Source organism: Streptomyces sp. NPDC097617 (genome assembly GCF_044761485.1).
GTDB lineage: Bacteria > Actinomycetota > Actinomycetes > Streptomycetales > Streptomycetaceae > Streptomyces.
Map to the genome: position 1 here is coordinate 186,289 of NZ_JBIWCL010000008.1, position 14,541 is coordinate 200,829.

A 14,541-nucleotide genomic window follows, 5' to 3' on the forward strand; every position below is an offset into this window, starting at 1 on the left:
GGCCCCGGGGCGGACGGCCGCCCCTAACCCGCCGTCCCGCCCCCGGGGGGGCACCCGGGGGGGGCCCCCCGCCGGGGGGGGGCCCCTCCGCTGTGTCCCGCCTCTGTTCCTACCGCATCCCCGCCGTGCGCCGGCCGGGCGGCAGGTCAGACGGCGAGAGCCTGCTTGACCTGCGCCAGGCTCGGGTTCGTCATCACGGACTCGCTGCCCGCGGCGGACTTCACGAGCACGGTGGGCACGGTCTGGTTTCCGCCGTTGGCCTTCTCCACGAACGCCGCGGACTCCGGGTCGAGCTCGATGTTGATCTCGTTGTACGCGATGCCTTCCCGGTCCAGCTGGCTCTTCAGCCGGCGGCAGTAGCCGCACCAGGTCGTGCTGTACATCGTGACGGTGCCCGTGTCCTGCATGCTGCGCTCTCCTTCGTGAGGGCTCGGTGGTCCGAGTACACGAACGTACGGGACCCGGCGGCCATTCCCGTAGGGTCGCCCTCGCGCACCCGGTGTGACCGATACGACTGATACGCACTGCCTGTGGACAACTTTCCCGCCCGACCCAGGAGACCTGGCAGCATGGCGGGGTGACAGCAGCAACGCACTCCTCATCGTTCCCGGGTGGCCCGGACTCCGCCGACTCGGCCGACGCGGTGCTCCTGGGCCTCGACCCGGAGCAGCGCGAGGTCGCGACGACCCTGCGCGGGCCGGTGTGCGTGCTGGCGGGAGCCGGTACCGGCAAGACCCGTGCCATCACCCACCGCATCGCCTACGGCGTCCGGTCCGGGCAGCTCATGCCGGCCAGCGTGCTGGCCGTCACCTTCACCAACCGCGCCGCGGGCGAGATGCGCGGACGCCTGCGCACCCTGGGCGCGGGCGGGGTGCAGGCCCGCACCTTCCACTCCGCCGCCCTGCGCCAGCTCCAGTACTTCTGGCCCAGAGCGGTCGGCGGGGACGTGCCCCGGCTGCTGGAACGCAAGATCCAGTTCGTCGCCGAGGCAGGCGCGCGCTGCCGCATCCGCCTCGACCGGGGCGAGCTGCGCGACGTCACGGGCGAGATCGAATGGGCGAAGGTCACCCAGACCGTGCCCGCCGACTACCCGGTGGCCGCCATCAAGTCGGGCCGCGAGGCCCCCCGGGACCTGGCCGAGATCGCCCAGATCTACGGGACGTACGAGCAGCTCAAGCGCGACCGCGGCATGATCGACTTCGAGGACGTGCTGCTCCTGACCGTCGGCATCCTCCAGGACCGCCACGACATCGCCGAGCAGATCCGCAGCCAGTACCAGCACTTCGTCGTCGACGAGTACCAGGACGTCAGCCCGCTCCAGCAGCGGCTGCTGGACCTGTGGCTCGGCGAGCGCGACAGCCTCTGCGTCGTCGGCGACGCCAGCCAGACGATCTACTCCTTCACCGGCGCCACCCCCGACCACCTGCTGAACTTCCGCACCCGCTACCCGCAGGCCACCGTGGTCAAGCTGGTCCGCGACTACCGCTCCACCCCCCAGGTGGTCCACCTCGCCAACGGGCTCCTGAATCAGGCCAAGGGCCGGGCCGCCGAGCACCGGCTGGAACTGATCTCGCAGCGCGAGAGCGGCCCCGACCCCGTCTACGCCGAGTACGCGGACGAGCCCTCAGAGGCCGAGGGCGTCGCCCACCGGATCCGGGACCTGATCGCCGCCGGCGTCCCGGCCGGCGAGATCGCCGTGCTCTACCGCATCAACGCCCAGTCCGAGGTCTACGAGCAGGCCCTCGCCGACGCCGGCGTCCCCTACCAGCTGCGCGGGGCCGAGCGGTTCTTCGAGCGCCAGGAGGTCCAGAAGGCGACCGTCGCGCTGCGCGGCGCCGCCCGCTCCGGCGGGAACGACCCGCTGCTCGACGACGTCGTGGAACTGGGCTCCCAGGTCCGGGCGGTGCTCAGCTCCATCGGCTGGAGCCCCCAGCCGCCCGCCGGCTCCGGCGCCGTGCGCGACCAGTGGGAATCGCTGGCCGCGCTGGTCCGGCTCGCCGAGGACTTCGCGCGCGCCCGGCCCGGGGCCACCCTGGCGGACCTCACGGTCGAGCTGGAGGAGCGCAAGGCGGCCCAGCACGCCCCGACCGTCCAGGGGGTGACCCTCGCCTCGCTGCACGCGGCGAAGGGCCTGGAGTGGGACGCCGTGTTCCTCGCGGGCCTCACCGACGGCATGCTGCCGATCACCTATGCGAAGACCGACGAGCAGGTCGAGGAGGAGCGGCGGCTGCTGTACGTCGGCGTCACCCGCGCCCGCCACCACCTGACCCTCTCCTGGGCCCTCTCCCGCGCTCCCGGCGGCCGGGCCTCCAGGCGCCCCAGCCGCTTCCTGAACGGCCTGCGGCCGGGCTCCGCGGCCGCGGGCAGCGGGCCGGGCTCCGCGGCCGAGCGAGGGCCGCGCAAGCGCGCCCGCCGCGGTCCGGCGCTGTGCCGGGTCTGCGGCAAGACCCTGACGGAGGCCGGCGAGCTGAAGCTGATGCGCTGCGAGGACTGCCCGTCCGACATGGACGAAGGGCTCTACGAGCGGCTGCGGGAGTGGCGCGCGGCACAGTCGGCGGAGCAAGGCCTGCCCGCCTACTGCGTCTTCACGGACAAGACGCTGATGGCCATCGCGGAGGCCGCGCCGTCCGAGGAGGGGGAGCTCTCGATGATCTCCGGAGTGGGTGGTCGTAAGCTTGATCGGTACGGAGCCGAGGTCCTGGCCATCTGCGCAGGTCAGGAGGTTGGGGTCGGGGATCCTGACGACGCGTAGAAACTCGTCGGAAAAATAGTTTGCACATGCCCAGCGAAGACCCATAGGTTCTTAGCAACGGAAACGGTGGCTTCTCCGAAGCCCTGGACCCGTGCTGTACTTATCCGAATACGCATGGGACAGGCCCTCGGGCCGGGTCCCCGAGACGCCGAGAGGAGGCGAGACCAGTGACCAACTTCATGACCTTCACCAAAATGACCGATCGCTCGGTCGACGCTTCCTGCCTGCTCGGTTCCGTCTCCCCCCTGGGTACCGGTGTGTCCGCGATTTCCGCCGACCGCCCCGCCCTGCTGGCGATCCTTCCGGTCAGTGAGCGCAATGAGCGACCGACCCAGGCACCGGTGGCAGTACTGGCAGCAGAAGCGCAGGCGCATGGCGCCTATGGATTTGCTGCCGCAGCCGGTGCCGGATCCCTGAAGAAGCAGACGAAGCAGCAGCACCACCTGATGTGGGCCTTCCGCGGGCTCGAACCCTGGAGTGATCCAGTCTGATCGCATGATCAGGCCGGCGCCTTCAGGGCCGCGGAACCCCATCCGGGATCCGCGGCCCTTCTGTTTGTCCCCGACCGGGGGCGACGGAGCGAAGGGGTCTCGGGACTGGCAGAGCCAGTCGGTGTGAGAGCACAACCCAGCCGAACCCGGCCGACCGGCCGGAACGACTAGCCGAACAAGACGAGGAAGAAACCACCGTGCAACTCGAAGCGCACGCCCCGTCAGTACCGCAGACCCGCCTGATCTCCCCGCCCGCAGTCCCGGAGGACCACACCTTGACCCCGCTCACTGCGCTGACCGCGCTCGACGACGCCATCGAGAACCTCGGCGTACCCGTCCCGTGCCGCACCTTCGACCCCGAGGTCTTCTTCGCCGAGTCCCCGGCGGACGTCGAGTACGCCAAGTCGCTCTGCCGCACCTGCCCGCTGGTCGAGGCCTGCCTCGCCGGGGCGAGCGAGCGCCGCGAGCCCTGGGGTGTCTGGGGTGGCGAGCTCTTCGTCCAGGGTGTCGTCGTCGCCCGCAAGCGTCCCCGTGGCCGTCCGCGCAAGAACCCGGTTGTCTCGGCATGACCGCCATCGGCACCATCGACCGCCCCCTGACGCACGACCCCTTGAAGCAGGCCCTCATGACCGTCCACACCACGAGCGAGCAGCCCCACGGCGCCGCCCACGCAGACTTCATCACCGCCGGCGCGATGACCTCGCGTCAGAACAGGACCCGCGAAATGCAACTCATCCCAGAAGCCCTGGCCCGTGCCCATATGGACGACCGCATGCGTGAGGCGGACGCCGAGCGTCACGCCGTGCGCCTGGTCGCCGCCCGCCGCATGCAGCGGCGTGCCGAGCGCGCCTCCCTGCGCGCCCGGCGCGCGCTGGCCATGGCCGTCATGCACTAAGAACTGAAAACAGCATCCCCGGGGGACCGGTCCGCACGGACCGGTCCCCTCGGTGCGTTGCGGACCGCTGTCCGCCCCGGGCGGGGATATCGTCTGGAGGTGGACCAGCCGACTCCCCGTCCCGGCCCGTCGGGATCCGAGGCCCAGCCCGTCGTCTGCGCGGGCTGTGGCACGAGGCCCCCGGGCGAGATCCCGCCCACCTGGACCTGCTCCGTGGAGAACGGGACCAGACAGTACTTCTGCGTCGATTGCGCGCGCGCCAATCTCCGGGCGATCGAGGGCAGGCTCGACTCGTCCTGGTGGTGACGCCGGGATCAGCCCGAGGCCCTCACTCGGCCGGAGCGAACCCCGGCAGCCAGCTGTCGAGTTCGTCCCGCAGCCGCACCGTCGCGCCCAGCTGGCACAGCACCCCGATGGTGCTCAGCGTCACGCGGTGGATCAGCAGGTACGAGGGCGGCAGATTGATCTGCCGGCCCAACTGGTGCGCGGGGGAGCGGGGATCGGCGATCCGCGCCGCCTGGCCGCGCAGCCACGGCCGGGTGAAGGTGAACTCCTCGGCCTCGGCGGGCTCGATGATCGGCTTCAGATAGTCCAGCACCGCGTCGGGGTCGAGATCGATGGACTCCTTCACGAACCCCTCCCCGCGCAGGTGCCCGTAGACCCCCTCGGCGTCACCGTCCAGGGTCATCCGCAGCGACCTGCCGATGGGCTTGGGCCAGCCCCCGGGCAGCCGGTCGACCGTGCCGAAGTCCAGGACCCCCAGCCGCATCCGGCCGTCCGCCCCCGCTATCAGCCGGAAGTTGCCCGGGTGCGGGTCCGCGTGCAGCAGACCGGTGCGTGCCGGACCGGAGAACAGGAACCGGGCCAGGAGCTGTCCGGCGCGATCGCGCTCCTCCTGGGTGCCGTCGGCAATCACCTCCGACAGCGGGGTCCCTTCCATCCACTCGGTCACCAGCACCTGGTCGCCCTGGTGCACGACGTCCGGCACGACCACGTCCGGGTCGTCCACGAACGCGTCCGAGTGCGTCCGCTGCGCCTCGGCCTCCAGCTCGTAGTCGAGCTCCTCCGCGACCCGGTCGCGCAACTCCTTGATCAGCGGCTTGATCTCCATGCCGGGGATCAGCGGCCCCAGCAGCCCCGCGAACCGGGCCAGTTGCTTCAGATCCGACAGCAGCGCCTCGCCGGCCCCCGGGTACTGGACCTTGACGGCCACCTGCCGCCCGTCGTGCCACACCGCCCGGTGCACCTGCCCGATGGAGGCCGCCGCGGCCGGCTTGTCCTCGAACTCCTCGAACAGGTCCCGCCAGTCGGCTCCCAGACGATCCGTCAGGACCTGGTGCACCGTCGCCGCGGGTAGTGGCGGGGCCGCCTCCTGAAGCTTGGTCAGCGCGGCCCGGTAGGGCCCCGCGACCTCCTCGGGCAGGGCCGACTCGAAGACCGACAGGGCCTGCCCGAACTTCATGGCACCGCCCTTCAGCTCCCCGAGCGTGCGGAACAACTGCTCGGCGGTGCGCTGCTGGAGCTCGCGCGCCACGATCTCGGCGGACTTGCCCCCGAGCCGCTTGCCCAGACCCCACGTGGCCCGGCCCGCGATGCCCAGCGGCAGCGCGGCCAGCTTGACGGTACGGGTGACCGCCTTCCGGGGAAGATCAGACATACGCCCCTCCATGTCCCAGACAGCCGCGCCGCGATCGGCGTTTTCCAGCATCCTGTCATGGCCTCCTCGCGGCTCGGAGGAGGGCACCTGCCCCAGGCCCTGGCGCCCCTGCGGGGCGCTCCCCGTTCGCCCCGCAGGGGCACTGCGGATGGGGGTGGACCGGGGCGGATTCCCAGTGGAGGGTGGGGAGGGCGGCCTCCCAGCGGGCGGCGGTGGACGCGGGCAGCGAGCCGTCGAGGAAGGCGAGGGCGTGGGCCGCGGCCAGGCCGGCGACCGCCGTGGACAGACCCAGGTCACAGGCCACGCCCGCGCGGCGTCGGTGGGCCGAGCGCCATTGCACCAGCATCCGCGGCCAGGCCGCGTCGCGGTCCACGCGGTCGCGCTCCATGCACCCCGCGCACGCGGTCGAGCCCGGCAGCACCAGGGGCCCCACCAGACCGGTGCCCTCCAACACCCCCGCATACAGGTGGGGGATGCCCGCGGCGACCCAGTCGGCCGCGGTGTCCGGATCCGGGGCCCAGGCGTCAAGACCGTCCCGGGGTGCGACGACCACCAGGGCCAGCCCCGGGTCCGGCCCCTCGTCCTCCCCCGTCCTCGGGGTGCGCCCAGGGGCCGACTCGCGCACCAGCCGGCCCGCGGACTCCGCCCGCGGCCGGCCCACGCTCCCGGCGTCCTGCCCGCCCGGCGCCACGTCCGCCGGCTCCACCCGGCCCCCGTCGAGCACCTCGACCCGGCCCACACCCGCTCCCGCCAGGACCGCGGCGATCACCGCCCCGACCCGCCCGCTCCCGCGCACCCGGACCCGTATCGCCCGGCGGGCGGCGATCGCCCGTAAGTCCCCGCCCGGCTCCCGGTGGACCAGTGACAGCGAACCCAGATCCGGGCCCAGCCGCTCCACGGTCTCCGGATGCCCCCGCACGGCCTGGGCCCGTGCACCGCCCGCCGTGGCGTCGTCGAGCAGGCCGGCCCCCGCCAGCGTCCTGACCACCTCGTCGGCCCGGCCGTCAGGCAGCCCCATCCCCGAGGCCTCGGCCCGCAGCAGCTCCATCCCCCGGGTCCCGTCGATCCGGTCGATCAGCGTGCCCGTCGCCGTGTCCACGGGGCCGAGCACCACCGCATGGGCGGGTGTCACCCCGAACTGAACCGTCTGCAGATCCCGCCATGCCCGCGCCAGCGCCGGCTTCACCTTCGGATACATGTCATGTCCCCCTCGATATCCGGTGCGCATGCGCACCGCCCGTTTCCCGTTCCTCTGCTCTTCCGTAACAGTGCCCGCCCACTGGAATCCGTGCAGGAATTTGTCCACAGGTGCGAGGTATTAGGCATATGAGATGAAGGGAAATGGAGTTCCTGAAATCGGCCGCGAATCCCTCGTGTTCGAACCGCGGACGGGCGGGACTTCCGCCGCCGCCACCGGGTACCGTCGTGGCGTGTCCGCCGACCCATCGCAGCGCGCCGTCGAAGTCCGCCGGAGCGCGCGCCGCCGCAGGACCGTATCCGCCTATCGCGAGGGTGACCGTACGGTCGTCCTCATCCCTGCCCGGATGTCCGAGGCGGAGGAGCAGCGCTGGGTGGGCGTCATGCTCGACAAACTGGCCGCCCAGGAGAGCAAACGCACCTTCGGGGACGCCGAGCTCACCGAGCGCGCCGCACAGCTGTCCGAGCAGTACTTCGACGGCCGCGCCCGCCCCCGTACGGTCCGCTGGGTCACCAACCAGAACACCCGCTGGGGCTCCTGCACCCCCGCCGAAGGCAGCATCCGGCTCTCGCACCGGCTCCAGGGGATGCCCGAGTACGTCGTCGACTACGTGCTCCTCCACGAGCTGGCCCACCTCCTCGTGCCCGGCCACGGACCCCGCTTCTGGGAGCTGCTGGAGGCCTATTTGCGTACCGAGCGGGCCCGCGGCTACCTGGAGGGCGTGGTCGCCGCCGAGCGGCTGCCCACGGTTCCGGCCGCCCGCGACGAGTGAGCCGGCGGGCTGCGGCGGCCGTCCATCACGTCACGCAGAGTGTTTTGTACCGGGTCGGTACCGGCTTGGCCGGATGTCGGCAGTTGCCGTTAGCCTGAGCGGCACGCATTCACAGTCGGGATGGGGGACGGTCGTACGTATGGCCAGGGAATTCCAACGCGGCCACAAGGCCAAGGTCAGTGATCTCACAGCAGGCACCGATCTCTACGTAGGCGTCCAGATCGCCGGGTCCGGACTCGCCTTCGACATCAGCTGTTTCGGCCTCGACGCCAATGAGCAGCTGTCGGACGACCGTTACTTCGTCTTCTTCAATCAGCCGAAGTCGCCGGAAGAGTCCATTCAGCAACTCGGTGCGCAGTCGGGCGACACCGAATCCTTCCGGGTGACGCTGGACCGCATTCCGCCGTCCATCCACAAACTGTCCTTCACCGCCACCATCGACGGCGCCGGACAGATGTCGCAGATCGGCCCGGGCCACATCCGGATCGTGGCCGGCGGCGAAGAGGTCGTCCGGTACGCGTTCACCGGTGCGGAGTTCACCACCGAGCGGGCCGTGATGCTCGGCGACTTCTACCTGAAGGACGTGTGGCGCTTCGCCGCCGTCGGCCAGGGCTTCGACGGCGGCCTCGACGCGCTGCTGCGGAACTTCGGCGGCGAGGTCGCCGCCGAGGAGGCGCAGCCGGTGCAGCAGGCCCCCGCCGCCGCATCGCCCGGCTTCGCCCCGCCGCCGCAGTCGGCCGCCCCGGCGCCGTCGTTCGGCGCCCCCGCCCAGGCCCCGCAGGCCCCGGCCCCCGCGCCGTCCTTCGGCGCGCCCGTGCCCGCGCCCGGCGCCGCGCCGCAGCCGCAGTACCAGCAGCCCGCGGCCCCGGCCCCGGTGCACTCCGCGCCCACCATGGCCGCGCCGCTCGCCCCGCCGGCCCCCGCGCCGTACGGCCAGCCGCCGCAGCAGCCCTCGTACGGCCAGGTCCCCGGACAGGTGCCGGGCCAGGTCCCCGGTCAGTACCCGGGCCAGGTCCCGCCGCCCGCCCCGGCCCCCGCTCCCTACGGGCAGCAGCCGGGCTACGGCCAGGTCCCCGGCCAGCCCCCGGGCCAGCAGCCCGGCTACGCCCCGCAGGGCGTACCCGCCGCCGGTGCCGGCCTCGCCGCCGCGCTCCAGCCGTACAAGGAAGCCCCCACCGGCACCCGCTGGACCCCGCAGAACCAGCAGCTCATGCGCGTCGACCTGTCGATGGGCGGCCAGGCCGTCCTCGCCCGCCAGGGCAGCATGGTCCTCTACCAGGGCAAGGTCGACTTCAGCTACAAGGGCGCGGGCTTCGCCGGCCGCATCGTCGGCAACGCCACCGGCCAGGAGATGCAGCTCATGCGCTGCACCGGCCGCGGCCAGGTCTTCCTCGCCGAGAACGGCGCCCACCTGCACGCCATCGAGCTCCAGGGCGACGGGATCTGCGTCTCCGCCGAGGCCGTCCTCGCCTTCGACGAGTCGCTCCAGCACGAGGTGCGCCGCATCGAGGGCCACGGCATCCCCGGCGGCGCCCTGTTCACCATGCAGTTCCAGGGCACCGGCACGGTCATCGTCAAGACGCACGGCGTCCCGGTGGTCCTGCCCGTCACCCCGACCACCTTCGCGGACAGCAACGCCATCGTCGCGTGGTCCGCCGCCTCGCAGGTGATCATCTCCAGTCAGGTCCGGCTGCGGCGCAACGCCTACCCCGGCCACAGCGGGGAGACCGTGAACCTCCAGTTCCGCGGCGCTCCCGGCAACTTCATCGTCGTCCAGCCGTACGAGGTCTGAGGGAGCCCGACATGAACGCAATGAACCAGCAACTCGCGGGCTTCGCCCCCACCCCCGTCACGGCCCGCATGGAGAACCACGGCCGGGCCATGCTCAAGGTCGCCATGCAGAGCGGCCAGGACCTCTTCGCCCGCACCGGCTCGATGGTCGCCTACGAGGGCTTCGTCCAGTACGAGCCCAACCCGCCGGCCGTCCGCCAGATGGCCTCGCAGTGGGTCACCGGCGAAGGCGCCCCGCTGATGAAGTGCACCGGCGACGGCCTGCTCTACCTCGCCGACTACGCCGCCGACGTGGTCGTCATCAACCTCAACAATGACTCGCTCTCGGTCAACGGCACCAACCTGCTCGCCTTCGACGCCCACCTCCAGTGGGGCGTCGAGCGGGTCAAGGGCCTCGCCAAGTTCGCCGGCCAGGGCCTGTTCAACGTGCAGATCGCGGGCACCGGGTGGGTCGCCCTGACCTCCCGCGGCACCCCGATCGTGGTCGACTGCGGCCGCGGCGAGGACGAGACGTACGTCGACCCCGACGCACTCGTCGCCTGGTCGCCGAATCTCAAGGTCAAGGGAAAGCGCAGCTTCAAGGCCTCGTCGATGATCGGCCGGGGCAGCGGGGAGGCCTACCAGATGGCCTTCTCCGGCCAGGGCATCGTCGTCGTGCAGCCCAGCGAGGACAGCACCGACCGGCTCCGGGCCCGGGGCTGAGGGGGAGCGGACACATCATGCAGAGCGCACTTTTCACCCACGCCGAGGCGCAGTCCCAGGACCGCTACGCCATCCAGAACCCGCAGCTGCTGCGGGTCTCGCTGACCGGCTCCGACGACGTACTCGCCCGTAAGGGCGCGATGGTCGCCTACCAGGGGATCATCGACTTCGACGGCGAGTACCAGAGCACGAGCCAGCGCAACGCCCGCCAGCGCACCGGCGAGGGCCTGGACCTCATGCGCTGCTCCGGGCAGGGCACGGTCTACCTGGCCAATCTGGCCCAGTACGTCCACGTCATCGACGTGGACCAGGACGGCCTCACGGTCGACAGCAGCTACGTGCTGGCCCTGGACTCCGCCCTGCACACCGAGGTCATCGCGGTGGACAGCCAGTACGGGATCTCCGGATCGGGCAAGTACCAGCTCAACATCTCCGGCCGTGGCAAGGTCGCCCTGATGACCTCCGGGCAGCCGCTGATGATGCACGTCACGCCCGACAAGTACGTCAACGTCGACGCGGACGCCATCGTCGCCTGGTCCACCTCGCTGCGGGTGCAGATGCAGGCCCAGACGCACTCCAGCGGGGTGTGGCGGCGCCGCGGAAACACCGGCGAGGGCTGGGAGCTGAGCTTCCTCGGCACCGGCGTCGCGCTGGTGCAGCCCAGCGAGGTGCTGCCGCCGCAGAACGCCCAGCTCGGCCAGGGCGCCGCCGCGCAGTTCGGCATGGGCCAGCAGGGCTCCCACGCGCAGAACCAGAACAACGCCTGGAACTGATCCTTCCCGGCACGGCGAAGGGGCGGTCCCTCCGAGGGGCCGCCCCTTCGCCGCGTCCGCGCGCTCAGCCGCCGAGCCGGGCCAAGGTCGCCTCCAGCAGCCGTACGACGGAGGCGTCGGCCACCGCCGCCACCTCCTCGTACGGGAACCAGCGCAGGTCCAGGGACTCCTCGCTGATCTCCGCCACCGCGCCGGCCGGGGCCAGCGCCGCGTACTGCACGTCCAGGTGCCAGTGGCACGGAGCCGGGATCGGGTGCCGGTCCAGGCGCACCGGGCCGCCCTCGACCAGGGTCAGGCCCGACGCGATGCCCGACTCCTCGCGGGCCTCGCGCAGCGCCACCTCCGCGAGGGTGCGGTCACCGGGCTCGCAGTGGCCGCCCATCTGGAGCCACATGCCGAGCTTCTTGTGCAGGGTCAGCAGGACGCGCCCGCGCACCGGGTCGACGACCAGCGCGCTGCCCGTGATGTGCCCGGCCCCGCACGGCTTGTAGACCCCGTCCGGGTGGGCCGCCAGGTGCTCCAGGTAGAGATCGCGCAACTCGCTCTGGTCCTCGTACGCCTTCAGTACCAGGACAGCGTCTTCGTGCAGGGTCACTTCTTCTCGTCGCCGTCCTGCTCGCGCTTCTCGGCGGCCTCGCCGAGCATCTTGTCGATCTCGGAGAAGTCCAGCTGCTCGCGGTGCACGAAACCGTCCGGGTCGTCCAGGTCCGAGGCCGTCGGCAGCATGTCCGGGTGCTCCCACAGGCCGTCGCGGCCGTCCACGCCCCGGGCATCGGTGAGCGAGGCCCACAGCCGCGAGGCGTCCCGCAGCCGGCGCGGCCGCAGCTCCAGGCCGATGAGCGTCGCGAAGGTCTGCTCGGCCGGACCGCCCGAGGCGCGCCGCCGCCGCATGGTCTCGCGCATCGCGTCCGCCGAGGTCAGGCGGGGCTTGGCGGCCTCGTGCACGACCGCGTCGACCCAGCCCTCGACCAGCGCGAGCGCCGTTTCCAGGCGGGCCAGGGCGGCCTTCTGCTCGGGGGTGTCCTGCGGCTGGAACATGCCGCCCTGGAGCGCTTCCTGCAGCTGCTCCGGGTTGGACGGGTCCAGCTGGCCGACCACGTCCTCCAGCTTCGAGGTGTCGACCTTGATGCCGCGGGCGTAGCCCTCGACCGCGCCGAACAGGTGCGAGCGCAGCCACGGCACATGGGCGAAGAGCCGGGCGTGGGCGGCCTCCCGCAGGGCCAGGTAGAGCCGCACCTCGTCCGCGGGCACGCCCAGGTCCTTGCCGAAGCCCTCGATGTTCAGCGGCAGCAGCGCGGCCTTGCCCGCCGGGCCCAGCGGCAGGCCGATGTCCGTGGAGCCGACGACCTCGCCCGCGAGGGTGCCGACGGCCTGGCCGATCTGCTGGCCGAACATGGCGCCGCCCATGGAGCGCATCATGCCGAGCAGCGGGCCCGCCATGGCCTGCATCTCCTCGGGCAGGACCCCGCCCATGGCAGCGCCGACCCGCTCCGCGACCGGGTCCACGAGCTCCTTCCACACCGGGAGGGTCGCCTCGACCCACTCGGCGCGGCTCCAGGCCACGGCCGTGGTGGCGCCCGAGGGCAGCGAGGTCACCCCGTCCAGCCAGTGGTCGGCGAGGCGCACGGCCTCCTCGACGGCGGACTTCTCGGCGACGCCGACGCTGGTGTCCTTCACGCCGTCCGCGGTGCCCTGCGCGACGTTCTGGCGGGCGATGTCCTTGGCCATGTCCCAGTTCACGGGACCGCCCTCGTAGCTCAGCATCTGGCCGAGCTGCTGGAAGGCGGCGCCGAGGTCGTTCGGGTTCATCGAACCGAACATCGCGGCGAACGGGTTGTCCGCGCCGGGGGCGCCCGCGCCGCCCGGCAGGCCCATTCCGGGGAACCCGAAGGGATTCGCCGGGCCGCCCTGACCGCCCTGGTCGCCCTTCTTCTTGCCTTCGTCGCCGTTTTCCGGCTCCTCCGGCGGAAGGCCGAATCCGAATGGGGTGTCGCTCACGGGTTTCCTCGGCTCGTAGGGCCGCCGGCGGGAGCCGACGGGCAATGGTCCGACAACACCACCCAGCGTAGACACCGCGGCCGCATCCGGGCTCGGTGCTCCGCCGACTGCTGGGCTGCGGCAGGATGGACATCACCTGGTGGGTACGCGTCACGGCGCGTCCCTACTGAAGACAACCGCTGGAGACGCCCGGTGAGTTCCCCAGATCCGCAGTTTCGCGCGATGCCCGACGACGAAAACAGCTCCGAGCCCGGTGACGGCGCCCCCGGCGTTCGCCAGCCGCGAAACCCGCAGGGCATCCGCCGGCGCAGCCCCGTGATCGCCGTGACCGGCGCCGCGTCCGGGGTCGGCGCGGCCCTGGTGGCCCGCCTGGCCGCCTCCGAGGAGGTCAAGCAGGTCGTCGCCATCGACGAGAGGCGGGGGGACTGCGCCGCCGCGCAGTGGCACATCCTCGACGTACGGGACCCCGCGATCGCCGAGAAGCTGCGCGGGGCGGACGTCGTGGTGCACCTCGCCCTCGACCTGGACCTGGAGACTGACCCGGCGGCCCGTACCGCCTACAACGTGCGCGGCACCCAGACCGTCCTGACGGCGGCCGCCGCGGCCGGGGTGCACCGGGTCGTGCTGTGCACCTCGGCGATGGTCTACGGGGCCCTGCCGGACAACGACATCCCGCTGTCCGAGGACTCCGAGCTGCGGGCCACCGCCGAGGCGACCGGCGTCGGCGACCTGCTGGAGATCGAGCGCCTCGGCCGCCGGGCCCCGCGCGCGCACCCCGGACTGAACGTCACCGTGATCCGCCCGGCCGTCCTGGTCGGTGGCACCGACACAGCCCTGACCCGCTACTTCGAGTCCCCGCGGCTGCTCGTGGTGGCGGGATCCCGCCCGACCTGGCAGTTCTGCCACGTGGACGACCTGGTCAGCGCCCTGGAGTACGCGGCCCTGGAGAAGGTCGAGGGCGAGCTGGCCGTGGGCTGCGAGGGGTGGCTGGAGCAGGAGGAGGTCGAGGAGCTCAGCGGCATCCGCCGCATGGAGCTGCCCTCGGCGGTCGCGCTGGGCGCCGCGGCCCGGCTGCACCGGATCGGCCTGACCCCCTCCCCGGCCGGAGACCTCGCGTACACGATGCACCCGTGGGTGGTCAGCGTCAGCGGGCTGCACGCGGCGGGCTGGCGGCCGCGCTGGACCAACGAGGAGGTGCTCGCCGAGCTCCTCCAGGAGGTCGCGGGCCGCCACACGGTCGCGGGCCGCCGCCTGGGCCGCAGGGACGCCGCCACGGCCGCCGGTGCGGCGGGCGCGACGGTGGCGCTGCTGGGCGCGGCCGCCGCGGTCCGCCTGGCGCGCAAGCGGCGCGGTATCTGACCCCGCCCGGACCCGCGGAAGCCCGCCCTGCGGCCGGACGGACGGCGGACGGACGGACGGGCCCGCGCGGGCCCGTCCTGTAGGAGGCTCCCAAGGCGGCGGCCCCGCCCCGGGCGAATCTGCTATTTCGCCCTGTCAGCGGCTAGGGCACGA

The 14,541-nt window shown here is 72.3% G+C and carries 14 protein-coding genes; 9 read left to right on the top strand and 5 right to left on the bottom strand.

Features of this window, described 5'->3' with window-relative positions; all coding sequences use genetic code 11:
• Positions 1-146: 146 nt before the first annotated feature.
• Entirely contained in the window at positions 147-407 is a 261-nt protein-coding gene (locus tag ACIQZO_RS16440; protein ID WP_109781268.1) for a mycoredoxin, read from the bottom strand.
• 170 nt (positions 408-577) lie between these two features.
• Between ACIQZO_RS16440 and ACIQZO_RS16445 the strand changes: the two genes are divergently transcribed.
• From ACIQZO_RS16445 to ACIQZO_RS16460, 4 genes are all read left to right on the top strand, one after another.
• Entirely contained in the window at positions 578-2,752 is a 2,175-nt protein-coding gene (locus tag ACIQZO_RS16445) for an ATP-dependent DNA helicase UvrD2 (protein ID WP_403626229.1), read from the top strand.
• A 179-nt stretch (positions 2,753-2,931) separates the two neighbouring features.
• The gene (locus tag ACIQZO_RS16450; protein ID WP_403626405.1) at positions 2,932-3,243 is read left to right on the top strand and encodes a hypothetical protein; all 312 of its coding nucleotides are present in this window, start codon (positions 2,932-2,934) and stop codon (positions 3,241-3,243) included.
• Positions 3,244-3,440: 197 nt separating this feature from the next.
• Positions 3,441-3,812, top strand: a complete 372-nt coding sequence (locus ACIQZO_RS16455; protein ID WP_403626232.1) for a WhiB family transcriptional regulator — start codon at positions 3,441-3,443, stop codon at positions 3,810-3,812.
• Positions 3,809-4,138, top strand: a complete 330-nt coding sequence (locus ACIQZO_RS16460) for a hypothetical protein (protein ID WP_403626235.1) — start codon at positions 3,809-3,811, stop codon at positions 4,136-4,138. The genes ACIQZO_RS16455 and ACIQZO_RS16460 overlap by 4 nt, the downstream gene beginning before the upstream one ends.
• A 328-nt stretch (positions 4,139-4,466) precedes the next feature.
• On the opposite strand, the gene ACIQZO_RS16465 is transcribed toward ACIQZO_RS16460, so the two are convergent.
• Positions 4,467-5,795, bottom strand: a complete 1,329-nt coding sequence (locus ACIQZO_RS16465; protein WP_403626238.1) for an ABC1 kinase family protein — start codon at positions 5,793-5,795, stop codon at positions 4,467-4,469.
• A gap of 55 nt (positions 5,796-5,850) precedes the next feature.
• A complete protein-coding gene (locus ACIQZO_RS16470; RefSeq protein ID WP_403626241.1) occupies positions 5,851-6,993 on the bottom strand; it encodes a TOMM precursor leader peptide-binding protein in 1,143 nt (380 codons plus the stop codon).
• A gap of 133 nt (positions 6,994-7,126) precedes the next feature.
• Between ACIQZO_RS16470 and ACIQZO_RS16475 the strand changes: the two genes are divergently transcribed.
• The 4 genes from ACIQZO_RS16475 (at position 7,127) to ACIQZO_RS16490 (ending at position 11,031) form a co-directional block, all read left to right on the top strand.
• Positions 7,127-7,765 (top strand): M48 family metallopeptidase, encoded by a 639-nt coding sequence (locus ACIQZO_RS16475; RefSeq protein WP_403626244.1) that lies wholly within the window; start codon positions 7,127-7,129, stop codon positions 7,763-7,765.
• Between the two features lie 139 nt (positions 7,766-7,904).
• On the top strand, positions 7,905-9,557 hold the full coding sequence (locus ACIQZO_RS16480) for a TerD family protein (RefSeq protein ID WP_403626246.1): 1,653 nt from the start codon (positions 7,905-7,907) through the stop codon (positions 9,555-9,557).
• A 20-nt stretch (positions 9,558-9,577) separates the two neighbouring features.
• Positions 9,578-10,258 (top strand): AIM24 family protein, encoded by a 681-nt coding sequence (locus ACIQZO_RS16485; protein WP_403626407.1) that lies wholly within the window; start codon positions 9,578-9,580, stop codon positions 10,256-10,258.
• Between the two features lie 17 nt (positions 10,259-10,275).
• Positions 10,276-11,031, top strand: coding sequence for an AIM24 family protein (locus ACIQZO_RS16490; RefSeq protein WP_403626249.1), 756 nt, complete (start codon positions 10,276-10,278; stop codon positions 11,029-11,031).
• Between the two features lie 64 nt (positions 11,032-11,095).
• Here ACIQZO_RS16490 and ACIQZO_RS16495 read toward each other — a convergent pair whose 3' ends face one another.
• Both ACIQZO_RS16495 and ACIQZO_RS16500 read right to left on the bottom strand, forming a co-directional pair.
• Positions 11,096-11,626, bottom strand: a complete 531-nt coding sequence (locus ACIQZO_RS16495) for an NUDIX hydrolase (RefSeq protein WP_403626252.1) — start codon at positions 11,624-11,626, stop codon at positions 11,096-11,098.
• Complete coding sequence (locus ACIQZO_RS16500) at positions 11,623-13,029, bottom strand: zinc-dependent metalloprotease (protein WP_403626255.1); 1,407 nt, start codon at positions 13,027-13,029, stop codon at positions 11,623-11,625. Before ACIQZO_RS16500 ends, ACIQZO_RS16495 begins: the two co-directional genes overlap by 4 nt.
• 192 nt (positions 13,030-13,221) lie before the next feature.
• Between ACIQZO_RS16500 and ACIQZO_RS16505 the strand changes: the two genes are divergently transcribed.
• Complete coding sequence (locus ACIQZO_RS16505) at positions 13,222-14,388, top strand: SDR family oxidoreductase (protein ID WP_403626257.1); 1,167 nt, start codon at positions 13,222-13,224, stop codon at positions 14,386-14,388.
• Positions 14,389-14,541 lie beyond the last annotated feature (153 nt).

Excerpts from the sequence above, each read along its gene's own strand:
- ACIQZO_RS16440 (WP_109781268.1), bottom strand. The coding sequence starts at position 407 with ATGCAGGACACGGGCACCGTCACGATGTACAGCACGACCTGGTGCGGC.
- ACIQZO_RS16450 (WP_403626405.1), top strand. The coding sequence starts at position 2,932 with ATGACCTTCACCAAAATGACCGATCGCTCGGTCGACGCTTCCTGCCTG.
- ACIQZO_RS16460 (WP_403626235.1), top strand. The coding sequence starts at position 3,809 with ATGACCGCCATCGGCACCATCGACCGCCCCCTGACGCACGACCCCTTG.
- ACIQZO_RS16465 (WP_403626238.1), bottom strand. The coding sequence starts at position 5,795 with ATGTCTGATCTTCCCCGGAAGGCGGTCACCCGTACCGTCAAGCTGGCC.
- ACIQZO_RS16470 (WP_403626241.1), bottom strand. The coding sequence starts at position 6,993 with ATGTATCCGAAGGTGAAGCCGGCGCTGGCGCGGGCATGGCGGGATCTG.
- ACIQZO_RS16475 (WP_403626244.1), top strand. The coding sequence starts at position 7,127 with ATGAAGGGAAATGGAGTTCCTGAAATCGGCCGCGAATCCCTCGTGTTC.
- ACIQZO_RS16480 (WP_403626246.1), top strand. The coding sequence starts at position 7,905 with ATGGCCAGGGAATTCCAACGCGGCCACAAGGCCAAGGTCAGTGATCTC.
- ACIQZO_RS16485 (WP_403626407.1), top strand. The coding sequence starts at position 9,578 with ATGAACCAGCAACTCGCGGGCTTCGCCCCCACCCCCGTCACGGCCCGC.
- ACIQZO_RS16490 (WP_403626249.1), top strand. The coding sequence starts at position 10,276 with ATGCAGAGCGCACTTTTCACCCACGCCGAGGCGCAGTCCCAGGACCGC.